Here is a 4,426-nt window from a genome sequence, read left to right on the forward strand (position 1 = left end):
GGGGTGGGGCGGCCAGGGACAGCGCGGTGGTGCCCGCGCCGAGTCCGACGGCCCTGGTGAAGGTGCGCCTGTCGATCATGCCGATTTCCTCCTTGGTGCGAACATGTGCTTCATTCCAGCTTGTTGACGCCGCGTCAACGACCCGGAGCGCCTCGGCGGGTTCGCGGCGGCGGCGCAGTTCGACGTCGGTCAGGCCGGTGTAGTCGGCGAGGCGGGGGTCGGCCGGGTCGGTGATGGTGCGGGGTTCGGACACCCTGCGATCTTGCCAAGCCCGGGCGGGGAAGGCCAAACGGCGGAGGGAGCGGGGTGGTCCCCGGCTGGTCGTAGTGCAAATATGACCGTATGGCCCGAAATCCGGGCCGATCCTGGGCTCCGTCGGCCTCTGGCGCCACTGGCTCCGCCGGCTCCCCCGGTGGGCGCCCACACGGTCGGCCACAGCTGCCGCACGCGAAGCGGCGGTGGCCGGTGTGGCACCGGTCGGTGGCGGGGCAGGTCTTCGCACTCCAGGTGCTGGTCGTGCTGCTGCTCGTGGTGGCGGCCGCGGTGGCACTGGTGGTGCAGTCACGCAACGACGCCACGCACGAGGCCCGCAACCGTTCGGTGGCGGTGGCGCAGACCTTCGCCAACTCCCCGGGCATCGTCGCCGCGCTGCGCTCCCCCGATCCGACGGCCCTCCTGCAGCCGAGCGCGGAAGCCGCACGGGTCGCCTCGGGCGTGGACTTCATCGTCGTGCTGAACGACCAGGGCATCCGCTACACCCACCCGAACCCGGCCCGGATCGGCCAGAAGTTCGTCGGCGTCTACGAGCCCGCCCTGCACGGTCAGGTGGTGACGCAGCAGGTCTCGGGCACGCTCGGCCGCCTGGTGCAGGCGGTGGTCCCGGTGTACGCGCCGGACGGCTCGGTGGTCGGGGCGGTCTCGGCGGGCGTCACGCTGAAGAACATCAGCAGCGCCAGCCAGCGGCAGCTGCCGGTGGTACTGGGCGCGGCGGCGGCCGCGGTGGGGCTCGCCACGCTGGGGACGGCCCTGATCAGCCGGCGGCTGCGGCGCCAGACGCACGGGCTGGGCCCGGTCGAGATGACCAGGATGTACGAGCACCACGCGGCGGTGCTGCACGCGGTGCGCGAGGGCGTGATGATCATCGGCGGGGACGGGCGGCTGCTGCTCTGCAACGACGAGGCGCGCCGGCTGCTGGACCTGCCGCCGGACGCCGAGGGCCGCCCCGTGACCGGGCTGGGCCTGGAGCAGGCGCCGCTGGAGCTGCTGACCGCCGAGCGCCAGGTGACCGACGAGGTGGTGCTGGCCGGGGAGCGGCTGCTGGCGGTGAACGTCCGGCTGATCGACCGGCCGGGCGGCCTGCCCGGATGCGTCGCCACGCTGCGCGACTCCACCGAACTGGCGGCGCTGTCCGGCCGGGCCGAGCGCGCGCAGCGGCGGCTGCGGCTGCTGTACGACGCCGGGGTGACGGTGGGCAGCACGCTGGACGTGACACGGACGGCGGAGGAGCTGGCGCAGGTCACGGTGCCGCGGTTCGCGGACTTCGTCACGGTGGACCTGGCGGACCAGGTGCTGACCGGCGAGGAACCGCCGCCGGGCCCGTCGCTGGGGCGGATGCGCCGCGCCGCGGTGGCGGGCGTACGGGACGACGGGCCGTTCTACCCGGTCGGCACGGTGCTGGACGTGGTGCCCGAGACCCCGCTGGCCGGGGCGCTGCACAGTGGTGAGCCGGGCATCGAACCGCATCTGGCGGAGGTGGACGAGTGGCGGGACCAGGACCCGGAGCGGTCGGCGCAGGTTCTGGCGTACGGGGTGCACTCGCTGGTGCGGGTGCCGCTGCGGGCGCGCGGGGTGCTGCTGGGGGTGGCCCGGTTCTGGCGGGCGCAGCGGGCCGAGCCGTTCGAGGCGGACGACCTGGCGCTGGCGGAGGAGCTGGTCGCGCACGCGGCGGTGTGCATCGACAACGCCCGCCGCTACACCCGGGAGCACACCATGGCGGTGACGCTCCAGCACAGCCTGCTGCCGCGCAACCTGCCGGAGCAGACGGCACTGGACGTGGCGCACCGCTACCTGCCGGCGCAGGCCGGGGTGGGCGGGGACTGGTTCGACGTGATCCCGCTGCCGGGTGCGCGGGTGGCGCTGGTGGTCGGGGACGTGGTGGGGCACGGGCTGCACGCGGCGGCGACGATGGGCCGGCTGCGCACGGCGATCCACAACTTCTCGACCCTGGACCTGCCGCCGGACGAGCTGCTGGGGCACCTGGACGAGCTGGTGAACCGGATCGACCAGGACGAGGCGACGGGCGGCGAGCGCGCGGAGCTGGCCGGGGCGACCTGTCTGTACGCGATCTACGACCCGGTGTCGCGGCGCTGCACGCTGGCCACCGCCGGTCATCCGCCGCCGGCCGTGGTGGACCCGCAGGGCCGGGTGGTGTTCCCGGAGCTGCCGACCGGGCCGCCGCTGGGGCTGGCGGTGCTGCCGTTCGAGACCGCCGAGCTGGAACTCGCCGAGGGCAGTCGGCTGGTGCTGTACACGGACGGGCTGGTGGAGGACCGGGAGCGGGACATCGACGAGGGGCTGGAGCTGCTGCGGGCGGCGCTGACCGGGCCGCCGCGCACGCCCGAGCAGACCTGCGCGGACGTGCTCGGGGCGATGCTGCCGGTGCACCCGCAGGACGACATCGCCCTGCTGGTGGCCCGGACCAGGGTGCTGGCCCCGGACCACGTGGCGCAGTGGGAGGTGCCCACCGACCCGGCGGCGGTGCGCGAGGTCCGGGCCGCGGTGGCGGAGCGGCTGACGGCGTGGGGGCTGGAGGAGGCCGCGTTCGTCACCGAGCTGATCCTGAGCGAGCTGGTGACCAACGCGATCCGGTACGGCTCCGGGCCGATCCGGGTGCGGCTGCTGCGGGACCGTTCGCTGATCTGCGAGGTGTCGGACGGCAGCAGCACCTCGCCGCACCTGCGGTACGCGGCGACCGAGGACGAGGGCGGGCGCGGGCTGTTCCTGGTCGCGCAGTTCGCGGACCGCTGGGGGACGCGCTACACGGCGACCGGGAAGGTCATCTGGACGGAGCAGCCGCTGGAGTAGCCGCGGAACGGCCGCGGAGTGGGAGGTCGGACCGGCCGACTTCCCGCTCCGGCGCGTTGGCTGCGGCGCGTCCGCTCCGGCGCGTTGGCTGCGGCGCGTCCGCTCCGGCACGTTCGCCCCGGCGGGTCCGCCCCGGCCTACGGCTGGAAGGCCGCGGCCAGCACGTTGACGACGTCGCCGATGACGATGACCGCCGGGGGCTTGACGCCCTCGGCCTCGACCACCGCGGCGACGGTGCCGAGGGTGGCGTCCACCCGGCGCTGGGCGGCGGTGGTGCCCTCCTGGACGACGGCGACCGGGGTGTCCGCCGGCCGGCCGTACTCGACCAGCCGGGCGGCGATCGCACCGATCTTGTCCACGGCCATCAGCAGCACCAGGGTGCCGCTCATCCTCGCGGCGGCCTCCCAGTTGGTGAGCGAGCGCTCGTCGTCCGGGCCGACGTGGCCGGAGATCACGGTGAACTCGTGGGTCATGCCACGGTGGGTGACCGGGACACCGGCCGCCGCGGGGACGCTGATCGAGCTGGAGATCCCGGGCACCACGGTGACCGGAAGCCCGGCCTCCGCGCAGGCCAGCAGCTCCTCGCCGCCGCGGCCGAAGACGTACGGGTCGCCACCCTTGAGCCGGACCACGAACTTGCCGGCCTTGGCGTGCTCGACCAGGGTGCGGTTGATCGCCTCCTGGGCCATGAAGCGGCCGTACGGGATCTTGGAGGCGTCGATCACCTCGACGTGCTCGGGCAGTTCGGCGAGCAGCTCGCGCGGGGCGAGGCGGTCGGTGACCACCACGTCGGCGTCGGCGAGCAGCCGGCGGCCACGCACGGTGATCAGGTCCGGGTCGCCGGGGCCGCCGCCGACCAGGGCCACGCCGGCGCCGTGCGCGCGGTACTGGCGGGCGGCCAGCGAGCCGTCCCGCAGGCCGTCGACGATGGCGTCGCGCAGGGCGGCGGAGTGGCGCGGGTCGCCGGTGAGGACGGCGACGGTGGCGCCCGCGTCGCGGCCGCTGGCCGGGGTCCAGGCGGTGGCCGCGGCGGCGTCGTCGCTGCGGGAGCAGAACACCCGCTCGCGCTCGGCCTCGGCGCTGACCGCCGCGTTGACGGCCGGGTCGTCGGTGGCGACCAGGGCGTACCAGGTGCCGGCCAGGTCGCCGTCCCGGTACGGGCGGGCGTGCCAGGTGAGCTCACCGGCGTCGGCCATCGCCTGGACGGCCGGGGTGGTGGCCGGCGATATCAGGTGCAGGTCGGCACCGGAGGCGATCAGGGCCGGCAGCCGCCGCTGGGCGACCTGGCCGCCGCCGACCACGACGACGCGGCGGCCGGCCAGCAGCAGGCCCACCGGGTAGG

The 4,426-nt window shown here is 75.1% G+C and carries 2 protein-coding genes and 1 pseudogene; 1 reads left to right on the plus strand and 2 read right to left on the minus strand.

Annotation, left to right across the window (positions count from 1 at the left end; genetic code table 11):
- A pseudogene (locus ACIQOV_RS29200) lies at positions 1 to 253 on the minus strand (hypothetical protein); the annotation flags it as partial.
- Positions 254 to 342: 89 nt separating this feature from the next.
- On the opposite strand from ACIQOV_RS29200, the gene ACIQOV_RS29205 reads away from it, so the two are divergent.
- On the plus strand, positions 343 to 3,084 hold the full coding sequence (locus tag ACIQOV_RS29205) for a SpoIIE family protein phosphatase (RefSeq protein ID WP_401053550.1): 2,742 nt from the start codon (positions 343 to 345) through the stop codon (positions 3,082 to 3,084).
- Positions 3,085 to 3,221: 137 nt separating this feature from the next.
- Here the strand turns inward: ACIQOV_RS29205 and cobA are convergent.
- Positions 3,222 to 4,426: uroporphyrinogen-III C-methyltransferase (gene cobA / locus ACIQOV_RS29210; RefSeq protein ID WP_401053552.1), on the minus strand; the 1,205-nt coding region annotated here is incomplete at its 5' end.

The sequence above is a fragment of the Kitasatospora sp. NPDC091257 genome (assembly GCF_044757675.1).
GTDB lineage: Bacteria > Actinomycetota > Actinomycetes > Streptomycetales > Streptomycetaceae > Kitasatospora > Kitasatospora lactacystinica.